The organism is Pseudoruegeria sp. HB172150 (assembly GCF_013184805.1).
Lineage (GTDB): Bacteria > Pseudomonadota > Alphaproteobacteria > Rhodobacterales > Rhodobacteraceae > Psychromarinibacter.
Genome location: NZ_JAATNG010000001.1, coordinates 1,000,135 through 1,013,312, shown reverse-complemented (window position 1 = coordinate 1,013,312; position 13,178 = coordinate 1,000,135). Strand labels below are relative to the sequence as shown.

Sequence of the window (13,178 nt, the reverse complement as noted above, 5' to 3'; positions counted from 1 at the left end):
GCCCGGCCAGCCATTCGCTGCCAGATTGCCCAAACCCAAGGCGGTTTGTGAAGCCCATCTTTGCCGTGGCACGCCCGCCCGCCATTGTGTATGGCCAAGGCCCATGACCCAGAGCTTCACGATCCGCCGACCCGATGACTGGCACCTGCACCTGCGCGACGGCGCGATGCTGCGGGCTGTCCTGCCGGAAACCGCCCGCCATTTCGCCCGCGCCATCATCATGCCGAACCTCGTTCCCCCCGTTGTGACCGGCAAGGACGCCGCGGCCTATCGCGACCGCATCCTCGCCGCCCTACCCGACGGCATGAGCTTCGAGCCGCTGATGACACTCTACCTTACCGAGACGACCGATGCCGCCGACGTCGCCGCCGCCGCAAAGTCGGGTCTGGTCAAGGCGGTGAAGCTATACCCCGCCGGCGCCACCACCAACTCCGCCTCGGGCGTCCGCGACTTCGACAAGGTGCGCGGCGTTCTCGAAAAAATGGCAGAGGTCGGCCTGCCGCTCTGCGTCCACGGCGAGGTCACCGACCCCGCCGTCGACATCTTCGACCGCGAAGCCGTCTTTATCGACCGCGTCCTCGATCCCGTCCGCAAGGCGACCCGTGGCCTGCGCGTGGTGATGGAGCATATCACGACCGCGAACGGCGTGGACTACGTGAAGTCGCAAGACGACATGGGCGGCACGATCACCACCCATCACCTCGTCATCAACCGCAACCACATCCTCGTCGGCGGCATCAAGCCACACTACTACTGCTTGCCGGTCGCAAAGCGCGAGGAACACCGCCTCGCCCTGGTCAAGGCCGCCACCTCCGGCGATCCGCATTTCTTCCTCGGCACCGACAGCGCCCCGCATATCGACGCGCTGAAGGAACACGCGTGCGGCTGCGCCGGCTGCTTCACCGCGACCAACACCATGTCGGTCCTAGCCGAGGTCTTCGAAGCCGCCGCCGCGCTGGAAACACTCGAAGCCTTCGCCTCCCTGAACGGCCCCGCCTTCTACCGTCTGCCGCCGAACGAAGAGACCATCACGCTGACCAAGGGCGACCCGGTCACCTACCCGGACAGGGTCGACAGTGGCGACGGCCCGGTCACTGTCTTCGACCCCGGCTTTCCGCTGCATTGGCGGGTTTCCTAGTCCAACCTGCGCGAAACCCGGTCCGGTCACGGCCGTTACCGCCACTTGCTTGACACTACGGCAGGCGCCCACCAAAAGGCGGCACCCGACCCGGAGAAGACCGCCAGCCCCCGCACAATCGAAAGGTTCGCCCAGTGATCCCCTCCGCCTTCCCCGCCAAGGATGAAATCGCCCGCCTGACCGCCACGATGCTGCTGGAAATCGGCGCCGTCGATTTCAACGCCCGCGAGCCCTTCATCTATGCCTCCGGCCTGCCCGGTCCGACGTATGTCGACTGCCGCAGGCTTATCTCCTTCCCACGGATCCGCGCGACTCTGATGGATTTCCTCGCCATGACCATCATGCGCGATGCGGGGTTCGAAGCCTTCGACAACGTCGCCGGGGGCGAGACCGCTGGCATCCCCTTCGCGGCCCTCGTCGCCGAGCGCCTCGCCCTGCCGATGACCTATGTCCGCAAGAAGCCCAAGGGCTACGGCCGCAACGCCCGCATCGAAGGCGTGATGACCGAGGGCCAACGCGTGCTGCTGGTCGAGGACCTGACCACCGACGGCGGCTCCAAGATCTCCTTCGTCGACGCGATCCGAGAGACCGGGGCCACCTGCAACCACACCGCGGTTCTGTTCTATTACGGAATCTTCCCCGGCACAGTCGAAGCACTGGCGGAGCACGATGTCGCCCTGCATTACCTCTGCACCTGGTGGGACGTGCTTAATGTCGCCCGCTCGCGCAAGGCCTTCGACGTGGAGACGCTACGCGAGGTCGAAGAATTCCTCACCGCGCCGCGTGCCTGGCAGGAAGCACACAAGCAGTAACCGCGCCAGAATATTTGTGGAGCTTTTGTGAATGAAAGCTCCACAGAATCGTTTTTCTCCTCTACATTTTGTTTAGAGCAGCATTCGATATCCTAAATATCGACAGAAACGCGTAACAGGACCGCGACCCACCGGCTTATCGGCAGCTTATCCACAAGGATTTCCCGATTTCCGAGCGGCCCGGCCTTCGCTATGTAGCCCGAACCACCTAGGGACAGGGGCAAAAAATGAACCAGTTAAGCGCCGTTCAACAGGCGCCGGGCACGTCTGAGCAAGACGGCGTGCTCCCCCACAATATCGAGGCAGAACAACAGCTTCTGGGCGCCATCCTCACGAACAACGAGTCTTATGATAAGGTCTCCTCGGTCGTGCAGCCGCAGCATTTCTACGATCCGGTCCATGCCCGGATTTACGAGGTAGCCGCTGCTCGCATCGCCAAGAACGCTCTGGCGTCCCCCGTAACGCTGAAAGCGTTCCTCGAGGATGACGAGGGCCTGAAGGAGCTGGGTGGGGCCGCCTATCTCGCGCGCCTCGCCGGCGCAGCGATCTCTACATTTGCTGTGCGCGACTACGCGCAGATGATCTACGACCTAGCAATCCGGCGGGAGCTTATCCGCCTTGGTCAGGATATCTCGGCCAAGGCGCAGAAGGTCGACGTGGCATCGGAGCCCAAGGAACAGATCGTCGAGGCGGAACAGGCGCTCTACAAGCTGGGTGAGGAAGGCCAGGCCGACAGCGGCTTTCAGTCTTTCCTGCGCGCAGTCACCGATGCGGTGAACGTCGCCAACGCGGCATACCAGCGTGAAGGCGGTCTCGCGGGCCTTTCAACCGGGCTGACTGACATGGACAAGAAGCTCGGCGGTCTGCACAAGTCCGACCTGCTTATCCTCGCCGGCCGCCCGTCGATGGGGAAAACGTCGCTCGCCACCAACATCGCGTTCAACGTCGCCAAGGCCTACAAGAAGGGCCTGCTGCCCGATGGTAGCGAAGGTGCTGTCGATGGGGGCGTTGTAGGGTTCTTCTCGCTCGAGATGTCCGCCGAGCAGCTTGCCGGCCGGATCCTCGCCGAAGCGTCAGAGATCTCCTCGCACCAGATCCGACAAGGCGACATGTCCGAGGCCGAGTTCCGCCGCTTCGTTGAGGCTGCGAAAGAACTAGAAGCCTGCCCGCTCTTCATTGACGACACGCCAGCAATCCCGATTGCACAGCTTGCCGCCCGTGCGCGTAGGCTGAAGAGGACCCACGGGTTGGATTTGCTGATCATCGACTATCTGCAACTGGTGCGCGGCAATGCCGAAAACCGCGTGCAGGAAATCGCCGAGATCTCGATGGGACTCAAGGCCGTCGCGAAGGAGCTGAATATCCCCGTCGTGGCGCTGTCCCAGCTCTCCCGTCAGGTGGAAAGCCGCGACGACAAGCGGCCGCAACTGTCGGACCTGCGAGAATCCGGGTCGATCGAGCAGGATGCCGACGTGGTGATGTTCGTGTTCCGTGAAGAATACTACGTGGAACGCGAGAAACCGTCGGACGAGAAGCTTGAGGAAATGGCCGGGTGGCAGGAACGGATGTCGCGGCTTCACGGCAAGGCCGAGGTAATCATCGGCAAACAGCGGCACGGTCCGATCGGCACGGTGGAACTCAGCTTTGAAAGCCAGTTCACGCGCTTCGGGAACCTTGTGAAGCCCTGGCAACAGGGCGGTGAAGCCGACTTCTGATCCTTGCGAGATCGTCAAAAGTAGGATTCGGCGTTCAGAAGGCACTACAGACTGAACTATCGCAATTTCATCTCCTCACCGCCGGTGAAATAGGCGCGTGGGGCGACTGTTCGTCAAACTAGGTCACTTCCCCGACATGTGATTGGACAGGAATCGTTCCCGGCGCCTCAATGGGTTATGCGCCGGATTTTTGCTCTTCTGCTCAGCATGATTGGTGTGCCTGCCCATGCCGACGGCATCGAAGTCGACCTGGAACTGATCCTGATGGTCGATGTTTCCCGCTCAATGACCCCGAACGAACTGGAGATCCAGCGGCGCGGCTATGCCGAGGCGCTGAATTCGCCAGAAGTGTTCACGGCCATGCAATCGGGTCTGCTGCAGAAGGTCGCAATGGCCTATGTCGAATGGGCCGGGTGGGGCAGCCAACGGGTGATCGTCGACTGGCGCCTGCTGGAAACGCAGGAGGATCTGGCCGCGTTTGGCAACACGCTGACCAACGAATTCACCCCGACCCTGCGTCGCACCTCGATCTCCAGCGCGCTGCTCTATGCCGGCGACAGTCTGGAAGACAACATCTACGACGGGCTGCGCCGGGTGATCGACGTTTCCGGCGATGGCCCGAACAACCAGGGCGAGCTGGTCGAGCCCGCACGCGATTCGGTGCTCGCCAAGGGCATCACCATCAACGGTCTCCCCCTGATGACGCGCGAGGGGATGGGGACGCAGTGGCATTTGGACGATCTCGACCTTTATTACCGCGACTGCGTGATCGGCGGTCCAGGCGCCTTTGTCATCCCTGTGACCCGCTGGGACGATTTTGCCGGTGCGGTTAAGCGCAAACTGGTCCTGGAAATGGTCTGGCGCGACTTGGACGAGCCGAAACACGTCCCGGTGCAGTTTGCTCCGATAAAGAAAGCCGATTGCCAGATCGGTGAGAAAATCTGGCAGCGCCGCAACGACACCTGGATGCCCTGAGGTCCAACCTGCCTTCACCACGCGAGGTTTCCTCGCACCAGTGTACGGCTGCAAGAAAACGGCCCAGCTACGGCCCCTTGCACCTGCCGCCCCTGCCCGGCAAAACGGCGCGCATGAGCACCGGACGCCTGACCATCGACCTGCAAGCCATCGCCGAGAACTGGCGCGCGCTCGACGCGCGTTCCGCGGCGACCGTGGAAACCGCCGCTACGATCAAGGCGGATGCCTACGGGCTGGGCGTAGGCCCTGTCGCCCGGGCATTGCACGCGGCGGGCGCGCGGACTTTTTTCGTCGCCGTCGCCGAGGAAGGCGCCGGCCTGCGTGAAGCATTGGGGCCATCGCCCCGGATCTTCGTCTATGGCGGGCACATGCCGGGCGACACCGACATGATCGGCGACCTGGGGCTGATCCCGCTTCTGAACTCCATCGAGCAGCTCACGCGCCATTTCGAGGCGCTGCCGGGCGCGCCCTTCGGCATTCAGCTCGACAGTGGCATGAACCGGCTGGGGCTGGAGCCCGCCGAATGGGCCGCCGTCCGCGATCTCGTGATGAAGCAGGGCCCGCACCTGGTGATGAGCCACCTCGCCTGTGCCGATGAGCCGGAGCACGACATGAACGCGCAGCAACTCCGCGTCTTCCGTGAGATGACACAAGGCCTTGGCGTGCCGTTATCGCTTTCGGCTACTGGCGGCACCTTGCTCGGCTCGGATTACCACTTCAGCATGACCCGCCCCGGCATCGGCCTTTATGGCGGCCGGCCATTCGAGGATGCCGCCGCCGTTGTCCGTCTGTCATTGCCAGTGATCCAGCTTCGCGACCTGGAAGCGGGCGAAACCGTTGGCTATTCCAACACCTTCACGGCGCAGCGCCCAACGCGCCTCGCCACCGTGGCCGCCGGATATGCAGACGGCATTCATCGCGCGCTCTCCGGCAGGACCCAGATGTTCCACGGCAGCCAGGCCTGTCCAGTCGTCGGTCGCGTCTCGATGGACCTGATCACCGTCGACGTCACCGATCTCGACTCGGATCCGCAGGCGCTGGACCTGATGTCGACGATGCAGACCATCGACGACCTCGCCGACGCCGCCGGCACCATCGGCTACGAGATCCTGACCTCGCTCGGCCCCCGCTACACCCGGCGCTACACTGGCGTGACCACATGAACCCGCTTTCGCCCGTCGCAGCCGTCGGCCGCTCCACGCTGGCCCTGCTCGCCGCGATAGGGCGCGTGACACTCTACACGGGCGCGACGCTCAGCCACCTGGTACGGCCGCCCTTCTATTTCCGCGAATTCCTCAACCAATTGATGGTGATCGGCTATTTCAGCCTGCCGGTCGTCGGCCTGACGACGCTGTTTACCGGCGGCGCGCTTGCGCTGCAGATCTACGCCGGTGGCGCGCGCTTCAATGTCGAGGCCGTGGTACCGCAGATTGTCGCCATCGGCATCGTGCGCGAACTGGGACCGGTCCTCACCGGCCTGATGGTGGCAGGCCGCGTCTCTTCCGCCATAGCCGCAGAGATCGGCACCATGAAGGTGACAGAGCAGATCGACGCACTGGTTACGCTGTCGACCAACCCGATGAAATATCTGACTGTCCCACGCGTGGTCGCCGCGACCATCGCCCTTCCGCTGCTGGCGGCGGTGGGCAACGTGATCGGTATCCTCGGCGGCTACCTCGTCTCGGTTCTGCGGCTGGATTTCAACGGCGCAACCTATATCCGCAACACCGTCGAGTTCCTGGAACCCTCCGACATCATCTCCGGCTTGGTGAAGGCGGCCGTGTTCGGCTTCATCGTCGCACTGATGGGCTGTTTTCACGGTATGGCGTCGGGCCGCGGCGCCCAGGGCGTCGGCCGTGCGACCACCAACGCCGTCGTCTCCGCCTCGATCCTGATCCTCGCCTCGAACTTCATACTGACGGGGGTCTTCTTCACCGAATGATCGAGTTGCGCGACGTCCACAAAGCCTTCGGTTCCAACAAGGTCCTTCAGGGTGTCGACCTGAAGATCGACAAAGGCACATCGATGGTCATCATCGGCGGCTCCGGCACCGGCAAGTCCGTGACGCTGAAATGCGTGCTGGGCCTTGTGACGCCGGACAGCGGGCAAGTTCTTCTCGAAGGCCAGGATGTCGCCAGCAACCGCTCCAACGCCGAGCGCGACGCCTTCCTCGCCCGCTTCGGCATGCTGTTCCAGGGAGGCGCGCTGTTCGACTCGCTGACGGTCTGGCAGAACGTCGCCTTCCGCCTGCTGCGCGGTTCGCTGAAAAAACCGAAAGAAGAAGCGCGCGCGATCGCTGTAGAGAAGCTGCGTCGCGTCGGGCTTAAACCAGAGACAGCGGATATGTTCCCCGCAGAACTCTCCGGTGGCATGCAGAAACGCGTCGGCCTCGCCCGTGCCATCGCCGCGGAACCCGAGATCATCTTTTTCGACGAACCCACGACTGGCCTCGATCCGATCATGGCCGGCGTCATCAACGAACTGATCCGCGAGATCGTGGTGGAAATGGGCGCGACCGCCATGACCATCACCCACGACATGTCCTCGGTCCGTGCAATCGCCGACAATGTCGCGATGCTGCACGGTGGCGTGATCCACTGGACCGGGCCGGTAAGCGAAATGGACGATGCGTCGGATCCCTACCTTCGCCAGTTCATTAACGGCTCCGCCGAAGGGCCTATCGAAGCGGTACGCTAGCTTGGAGCTGTTTGTTTCCCAATGACCGGCGCGTGGAAGCGGACCATAATAATTCTTTCCATACCCTTCGTTTCACCGCATACTGATGGTGCTTGTTGAGAAATGATTTCTCGACCAATCGGCGAACGACCTATCCCGCAAACGTCGCCACAATTGTTTTTTGAGTATATCCGCCGCATTTCACCAACTTCGCGCTTGGCGGGGCGCCTATGCGATGCGAAAATCGACAGGTTACGCGTTACGGGATTATCGATTGAACAGACCACTCCCCCCCGAGACAGCCTTTCTCCGTGGCGGAGGCACCGCCAGTGCCTTTATTGCCGAACATGACTGGATCTCAACGTCTCTCGGCCCCATCCAGGATTGGCCGCCTGTCCTGAAGATCGCCGTCAGTACAATGGTCAACTCGACCTTCCCCAAGTGCCTTTGTTGGGGTGACGATCTGATCATGATCTACAACGATGCCTTCGTGCCGATCCTCGGCAACAAGCACCCTTGCCTGGGTAAGCCTTTCCTGGAAGTCTGGGCCGAAACCGCCGAGACGATCCGCCCAATCGCCGCGCGTGCTCTCGCAGGCGAGTCGACCTTTGTCGAAGACTTCGTCATCGAGACGAACCGTTCCGGCAAGCTCGAACCCGCGTACTTTACTTTCTGCTACAGCCCGATCCGGGACGAGCACGGCGTGGTGCGCGGTATGCTTGATACCGTGATGGAAACCACCGGCAAGGTGAAGGCAGAGCGCATGGCCGATCTTCGCAACCGCGAACTGATCCACCGCTCGCGCAATGCGTACGCGCTGATCTCCATTGTGGTCAATCAGTCCTTCCGCAGCGGCGGGTCGGTCGAGGATATCAAAGCGGCGTTGCAGGCCCGCATCAATGCCCTGGTTGAAGCGCAGGACATCCTGATGGAGACCGATTTCGCCAATGGCTCGCTGGATATAGTGGCGCAACGGTCCTTGCAGCCGTTTCTTGAAGGCGTCGGGAGGATCGAGCTTCGCGGCGATCCGCTTGAGATCGGCCGCGAGCAGGTAACCACACTCAGCCTGGCGCTGCACGAACTAGCGACGAACTCGGTCAAATACGGTGCTCTCAGCACCCATACCGGAAAAGTTGTCGTGGAATGGGGCTTGAACGAAAGCCCCGGCGAGCAACCGCATTTCCGCCTGAGCTGGACAGAAACCGGCGGGCCCGAGGTGAAGGAGCCGACCCAGCAGGGATTCGGCAGCCGCATCATCACTCAGTCGTTGCCGGCCTCCTTTGGAGGAACACTTACCTTGCTCTATGCGCCTGAAGGTCTGTCCATGGTGCTGGAAGCAGACGCGCCGTTTCTCCTGCAGCACGAACTTCGCGCCGCCGAGTAATCGAACCGAAACTCAGGAGAACTCGGTAAACCGCATCTCTGTCTCGCCCACGCGGATCATGTCACCGCTTTCCAGGAAGGCCAGTTCCGGCACGACCTTGTCGTTGACCCAAATCGGATTGGCCTTGCCGCCATCGAAGAACGCGAACCGCCGCACTTCGTCGATATAAGCCATGATTGCATGATTCTTGCGCGAGACGGTGTCGTCGCCTGCAATCCGGATGTCCTGCGTCTCGCCGCGGCCAATAGTGAATATCCCGAAGGCCAGATCAAACACCTGCCCCTTGTCCGGTCCGGACATGACGACAAGGCGACCGCCTAGCTGCGGCGCTGCGCTGTTACGAGGCTTTTCAACCGGCCGATCGTCCTGTGAATAGGTGCGTGCTACCCTCGGAGAAAGGAGCCGCGTTTTCGTCCTGCCGGTCTGAGGGCGCGCCTGCCCCTGTCCGCCCACATCGTGCACGTCACCCATTACTTACCTCTACGCGATTTGCGTCACACCTCTGATTGCCAACAACGGCCAATATGCATCTTTGAGATGATAAGCGTGGCTTCGGAAAAAATACTGGCAGAAAACGGGCCTATTTTGGGCATGTGTCCTGTGGCCGCATCTCACGGTGCGGCGCTCGGCCACAGGTCCACTATTCCGGACCCAGCGCAAACCCGCGAGCGATTTCGGCGGCTGACCTATTCCGAAACCTCTCAACTGATCCTACATGGGGCCAGCCATGACGCTGAAACTCGCCAACCTGATCCTGCTGATCCTGTTTCCAATCGCCTGGTTCGCGCCGCTGATGCGCGCCGGGCTATTGCCGCTATTCGGATTGTCAGAGATCTCGGTTATCTCCGGCCTGCAGGCACTTTGGGATACGGACGTCTTCCTTGCCTTACTGGTCACAGCATTCGCACTTTTCGCGCCCTATCTGAAGACCATCGGCCTCGCGCTGGTGCATTTCGATCTGGGATCACCGAAATTGCTGCCCGCGCTGCACATCCTAGGCAAGCTGGCCATGGCCGACATATTCCTGATCGCGCTCTACATCGTTCTCGTAAAGGGGATCGGGCTGGCGACGGTAGAGACGGCTTGGGGCCTTTACCTGTTCACCGGCTGCATCCTTGCCTCGCTGCTTATCGGCTTCCTGACCGAGCGGTCGGTCAAGCGTCAGCCTGCCGAAGCCCTGATCGGGTAAGCAACTCTGCAGTTGCCGCGTCCCACTGTGCGCCAAGCCGGTCACCTGCTTCGGCGCGCGGCCGCTTCCAGTCGGTCGAGATGTGCTCGCAATGCAAGAACCGAACATCCCGTACCATTGCCAGGCGGTTGAATTGGTATCGTCCGATCCCGTGTACGTCCCAGCTTATTCTGCCCAGTCGGCCACCTGGAATTACCGCCCACTTTTCCTTGCAGGTCCTCTCCGGCTGCCAAGCCAGCACGTGATCACCGTGACTGGTGGGCCCTTCCCCATGCGGTGCAGCACGCCAATTGCCCTGTGCTGTCGCATAGCCGAACCAGCTTTCCGCCGCCGCGTCGTAGATGGTGCGGTCGTCCTGCGAGACAAATAGCTCGTCAATGTCGTTCACCGCGACGGCTGCCGCGCGTCGCAGCACCCAGTGTTTTGCCAAGTTAAGCGTTGCGGACTGGAAATACCGCGCGACATTCCGGGGAGATTTCGTCGCGGTGGGGCCGAATGGCAGGTCGGCAGAGATCACCAGCGCCGCCTTCAGTCCCGGCACGGATGCGAGCCGGTCTGTCACATCATCGGGCGCATAGCGGGTGGAGCCATTGTCAAACAGAACGATAGCCTCTGTACCCTGCATCCTCACATGGTGCTGAGCCCAGTCGCCGATCCAGTCCAGTTGATTATCCTTCGACTTGGTCAGCAGACACCGCAAATTCGTGAAAGCATCAACGCGAGGCATCACCGGAAAGCTCAACTGTGCGCCGCCTGCGTAGTCCGGCAGTGTGACTGTCAGTTCCGGCCCCGGATCGTCATCGACGTAACAGGTGACCGCCTGCCACCGGCGGTATCTGGTCACCCGACCAAAACGCAAGCGCCCCGCCGCGCTTGCGACAACGGCTTCTTTCAGAACAGCCGCGAGGTTCATCAGGCGTGGGCAGATCAGCAGAACCGTCTTCCGGTCCGGTAGCCAGACCGCACCGTAGACGAGCGTGTGAAAATCAAACTTGGCATCGTAATCCGCCCCCCTTGCCGCTTCCGGCGCGGGCCTCTCCCGCCGCACCAGCGCGCCTTCGGGCAGCCGCAGCGGGCGTAATGTCAGCGTCTGAAACATACCTCGCCTTACCTGCCCCGCTGGGCTGCCGCAATGGCGCCCTTGGCAAGCGCGGCGCCAAGCGTCAAACAACGAGCATGGCCAAGTCCCCTTCCTTCACCTGTACCAGTTGCGGCGCCGCCTACTCGAAATGGTCCGGCCGCTGCGAGGCATGTGGATCATGGAACACCATCGTCGAGGAAGCGCCGCTATCCTCCGCCGGTCCCGCCGGCAAGACGCTGGGTGGCGCCAAAGGCGCCAACGTAACGCTGTCCGATCTGGCGACCGAGGAAACACCGCCGCCACGCGCGCAGAGCGGCATCGAAGAACTCGACCGCGTGCTCGGTGGCGGGCTGGTTCCAGCCTCCGCGATCCTTGTCGGCGGGGATCCCGGCATCGGCAAATCAACGCTTCTGCTGCAGGCAACCGCCCGCTTCGCCGCGAACGGATTGAACGTGCTGTATATCTCCGGCGAGGAAGCCTCGGCCCAGGTTCGCATGCGGGCACAGCGCCTCGGCCTAGCGCAGGCACCGGTGAAACTCGGCGCCGAAACCAACCTTCGCGACATACTGACGACGCTGGAGGCGGAAAAACCGCACCTCGCCATCATCGACTCGATTCAGACGATGTGGGCCGACAACGTCGATAGTGCCCCCGGCTCCGTCTCGCAGGTCCGTGCTGCCGCCCATGAGCTGACGCAATTTGCCAAACGTCGCGGGACCGCGATCATCCTGGTGGGTCACGTGACCAAGGAGGGCCAGATAGCAGGCCCTCGCGTAGTCGAACACATGGTCGACACGGTGCTCTATTTCGAAGGCGAGCGCGGCCACCAATTCCGCATCCTCCGCGCGGTCAAGAATCGCTTCGGCCCGGCGGATGAGATCGGCGTGTTCGAGATGACCGGCAGTGGGCTGCAGGAGGTCGCCAATCCTTCCGCTTTATTTCTGTCAGAGCGCGGCCAGCCTTCCCCCGGCTCCGTCGTCTTTGCCGGGATCGAGGGCACGCGACCTGTCCTGACCGAATTCCAGGCACTGGTTGCGCCCACGCCGCACAGTCAACCAAGGCGATCCGTCGTCGGCTGGGACGGTGGCCGCCTTGCGATGATCCTCGCAGTCCTGGAAGCCAGGTGTGGCATCCCCTTCGCTGGACTCGACGTGTATCTTAACGTCGCCGGCGGAATGAAGATCGCCGATCCGGCCGCAGATCTCGCTGTGGCCACCGCGCTACTTTCTGCACGCGAAGATGCAGCGCTGCCTGTCGATACTGTCGTTTTTGGCGAAATCAGCCTATCAGGTGCCTTGCGGCCCGTGGGGCAGACCGAAAACAGGTTGAAAGAGGCCGTGAAACTTGGTTTCAGCACCGCCATTGTGCCGCAGCGCAGCAAGGCGGGCGGGACTGGACTGACACTGCGGCCAATGAACGATCTGGCCCAGGTTGTCGGAGAAGTATTCGGAGCGGGCTGAACGGGCCCAGGGCGGGAGTTGCCATGGACGGCTTTACTTGGGTCGACGGTGTCGTCGCATTCATCATCATCCTTTCCGGGATTCTCGCTTATTCGCGCGGTTTCGTGCGCGAGGCACTGGCCATCCTCGGCTGGATAGCCGCGGCCGTGGTTGCATTTCTCTTCGCCGGGAAAGCGGAACCCCTGATACGGGAAATACCGGTGGTCGGCGACTGGCTTCGAGATAGCTGCGAATTGTCGATCATTGCTGCTTTTGCCGCAGTCTTCGCGATCGCGCTGGTGGTCATCTCGCTCTTTACGCCTTTGTTCTCATCGGCTGTTCAGCGTTCCGCCCTCGGTGGTGTCGACCGTGGCCTCGGGTTTTTCTTTGGCGTCCTGAGAGGCATCCTGCTGATCGCGATTGCCTTTGTGGTTTATGACCGAGTGGTGGTGAGTGAGGAGATTCCGGTGGTCGACGACAGCCGCACTGCGCAGATCTTTGAAAATGCCCGCACCCGTATCGACGAGCAGATTCCCGAAGACGCACCGGGCTGGATCGTGTCGCAATATGAAAAGCTGGTGAGCGCCTGCACAGGCGACACGACCGAATTGTAGTGGCGGCGGAGGCGCTTGGCGTCTCCTCGCTCTGCAGTGACGTTTCAGGAAATCTTCAGATTGTCTTCAAGTCTTTCCGGTCGCCGAGGGTCATACAGCCCGCATTGCAACGGAGAGATTGAGATGAACGAATACCATTGGATTCGCCGCCGACC

13 protein-coding genes are annotated in these 13,178 nt (G+C 61.9%); 11 read left to right on the top strand and 2 right to left on the bottom strand.

Annotated features, from left to right (window positions below):
- Positions 1-103 precede the first annotated feature (103 nt).
- The 8 genes from pyrC to HCO70_RS04830 all read left to right on the top strand — a co-directional run bounded on the left by pyrC (position 104) and on the right by HCO70_RS04830 (position 8,700).
- Entirely contained in the window at positions 104-1,138 is a 1,035-nt protein-coding gene (pyrC, locus tag HCO70_RS04865) for a dihydroorotase (protein WP_172293624.1), read from the top strand.
- A 134-nt stretch (positions 1,139-1,272) separates the two neighbouring features.
- On the top strand, positions 1,273-1,950 hold the full coding sequence (locus HCO70_RS04860; RefSeq protein WP_172293622.1) for an orotate phosphoribosyltransferase: 678 nt from the start codon (positions 1,273-1,275) through the stop codon (positions 1,948-1,950).
- A gap of 227 nt (positions 1,951-2,177) precedes the next feature.
- Positions 2,178-3,665 (top strand): replicative DNA helicase, encoded by a 1,488-nt coding sequence (locus tag HCO70_RS04855; RefSeq protein ID WP_172293620.1) that lies wholly within the window; start codon positions 2,178-2,180, stop codon positions 3,663-3,665.
- Positions 3,666-3,842: 177 nt separating this feature from the next.
- Positions 3,843-4,640, top strand: coding sequence for a DUF1194 domain-containing protein (locus HCO70_RS04850; RefSeq protein ID WP_172293618.1), 798 nt, complete (start codon positions 3,843-3,845; stop codon positions 4,638-4,640).
- Positions 4,641-4,753: 113 nt separating this feature from the next.
- Positions 4,754-5,803: an alanine racemase gene (gene alr / locus HCO70_RS04845; RefSeq protein ID WP_172293616.1), complete on the top strand. Its 1,050-nt coding sequence runs from the start codon at positions 4,754-4,756 to the stop codon at positions 5,801-5,803.
- Positions 5,800-6,582 (top strand): ABC transporter permease, encoded by a 783-nt coding sequence (locus HCO70_RS04840; RefSeq protein WP_172293614.1) that lies wholly within the window; start codon positions 5,800-5,802, stop codon positions 6,580-6,582. The genes alr and HCO70_RS04840 overlap by 4 nt, the downstream gene beginning before the upstream one ends.
- Complete coding sequence (locus tag HCO70_RS04835) at positions 6,579-7,337, top strand: ABC transporter ATP-binding protein (RefSeq protein WP_172293612.1); 759 nt, start codon at positions 6,579-6,581, stop codon at positions 7,335-7,337. The genes HCO70_RS04840 and HCO70_RS04835 overlap by 4 nt, the downstream gene beginning before the upstream one ends.
- A 448-nt stretch (positions 7,338-7,785) precedes the next feature.
- Positions 7,786-8,700, top strand: coding sequence for an HWE histidine kinase domain-containing protein (locus HCO70_RS04830; protein WP_172293610.1), 915 nt, complete (start codon positions 7,786-7,788; stop codon positions 8,698-8,700).
- A gap of 12 nt (positions 8,701-8,712) precedes the next feature.
- On the opposite strand, the gene HCO70_RS04825 is transcribed toward HCO70_RS04830, so the two are convergent.
- Complete coding sequence (locus tag HCO70_RS04825; protein WP_172293608.1) at positions 8,713-9,000, bottom strand: FHA domain-containing protein; 288 nt, start codon at positions 8,998-9,000, stop codon at positions 8,713-8,715.
- A 427-nt stretch (positions 9,001-9,427) separates the two neighbouring features.
- Here HCO70_RS04825 and HCO70_RS04820 point away from each other — a divergent pair, with 427 nt between their 5' ends.
- The gene (locus tag HCO70_RS04820; RefSeq protein WP_172293606.1) at positions 9,428-9,889 is read left to right on the top strand and encodes a paraquat-inducible protein A; all 462 of its coding nucleotides are present in this window, start codon (positions 9,428-9,430) and stop codon (positions 9,887-9,889) included.
- Here HCO70_RS04820 and HCO70_RS04815 read toward each other — a convergent pair.
- Positions 9,855-10,988, bottom strand: coding sequence for a hypothetical protein (locus tag HCO70_RS04815; RefSeq protein ID WP_172293604.1), 1,134 nt, complete (start codon positions 10,986-10,988; stop codon positions 9,855-9,857). The genes HCO70_RS04820 and HCO70_RS04815 overlap by 35 nt on opposite strands.
- Positions 10,989-11,065: 77 nt before the next feature.
- On the opposite strand from HCO70_RS04815, the gene radA reads away from it, so the two are divergent.
- Together radA and HCO70_RS04805 are read left to right on the top strand one after the other, a co-directional pair.
- Positions 11,066-12,430: a DNA repair protein RadA gene (gene radA / locus HCO70_RS04810; protein ID WP_172293602.1), complete on the top strand. Its 1,365-nt coding sequence runs from the start codon at positions 11,066-11,068 to the stop codon at positions 12,428-12,430.
- Between the two features lie 23 nt (positions 12,431-12,453).
- Positions 12,454-13,023: a CvpA family protein gene (locus HCO70_RS04805; RefSeq protein ID WP_172293600.1), complete on the top strand. Its 570-nt coding sequence runs from the start codon at positions 12,454-12,456 to the stop codon at positions 13,021-13,023.
- The last annotated feature ends 155 nt before the right edge of the window (positions 13,024-13,178 follow it).

What these genes read in the sequence shown, in the direction of transcription:
- HCO70_RS04825 (WP_172293608.1), bottom strand. Translation starts at nt 9,000, where the DNA reads ATGTCCGGACCGGACAAGGGGCAGGTGTTTGATCTGGCCTTCGGGATA.
- HCO70_RS04830 (WP_172293610.1), top strand. Translation starts at nt 7,786, where the DNA reads ATGATCTACAACGATGCCTTCGTGCCGATCCTCGGCAACAAGCACCCT.
- HCO70_RS04805 (WP_172293600.1), top strand. Translation starts at nt 12,454, where the DNA reads ATGGACGGCTTTACTTGGGTCGACGGTGTCGTCGCATTCATCATCATC.
- radA (WP_172293602.1), top strand. Translation starts at nt 11,066, where the DNA reads ATGGCCAAGTCCCCTTCCTTCACCTGTACCAGTTGCGGCGCCGCCTAC.
- HCO70_RS04820 (WP_172293606.1), top strand. Translation starts at nt 9,428, where the DNA reads ATGACGCTGAAACTCGCCAACCTGATCCTGCTGATCCTGTTTCCAATC.
- HCO70_RS04840 (WP_172293614.1), top strand. Translation starts at nt 5,800, where the DNA reads ATGAACCCGCTTTCGCCCGTCGCAGCCGTCGGCCGCTCCACGCTGGCC.
- alr (WP_172293616.1), top strand. Translation starts at nt 4,754, where the DNA reads ATGAGCACCGGACGCCTGACCATCGACCTGCAAGCCATCGCCGAGAAC.
- HCO70_RS04850 (WP_172293618.1), top strand. Translation starts at nt 3,843, where the DNA reads ATGCGCCGGATTTTTGCTCTTCTGCTCAGCATGATTGGTGTGCCTGCC.
- HCO70_RS04835 (WP_172293612.1), top strand. Translation starts at nt 6,579, where the DNA reads ATGATCGAGTTGCGCGACGTCCACAAAGCCTTCGGTTCCAACAAGGTC.
- pyrC (WP_172293624.1), top strand. Translation starts at nt 104, where the DNA reads ATGACCCAGAGCTTCACGATCCGCCGACCCGATGACTGGCACCTGCAC.
- HCO70_RS04815 (WP_172293604.1), bottom strand. Translation starts at nt 10,988, where the DNA reads ATGTTTCAGACGCTGACATTACGCCCGCTGCGGCTGCCCGAAGGCGCG.
- HCO70_RS04855 (WP_172293620.1), top strand. Translation starts at nt 2,178, where the DNA reads ATGAACCAGTTAAGCGCCGTTCAACAGGCGCCGGGCACGTCTGAGCAA.